This window comes from Herbaspirillum sp. UBA812, assembly GCF_002296545.1.
Classification (GTDB): domain Bacteria; phylum Pseudomonadota; class Gammaproteobacteria; order Burkholderiales; family Burkholderiaceae_D; genus Herbaspirillum; species Herbaspirillum huttiense.
In genome coordinates this window covers 5,849-6,075 of sequence record NZ_DBIC01000301.1, presented here as the reverse complement: position 1 = coordinate 6,075, position 227 = coordinate 5,849, and the positions used below count along the sequence as shown (strand labels likewise).

At 63.9% G+C, this 227-nt stretch carries 1 pseudogene; it reads right to left on the bottom strand.

Annotation, left to right across the window (positions count from 1 at the left end):
* Positions 1 to 227, bottom strand: a pseudogene (locus B3873_RS20900) (methyl-accepting chemotaxis protein); the annotation flags it as partial.

Here is a 227-nt window from a genome sequence, read left to right as displayed (position 1 = left end):
AGGCGATGCCATCGATCACGCTGACGATATCGGCCACCTTCTGCGAGGAGGCATTGATGGACTGCATGGTCTCCACCACCTGCGAGACGATGCTGCCGCCCTGCACCGCCACGTCGGAGGCGGCCAGAGCCAGGTCGTTGGCCTGGTGGGCGTTCTCGGCATTTTGCTTGACGGTGGAATTGAGCTGCTCCATGGAGGAGGCGGTCTCTTCCAGCGCACCGGCCTGC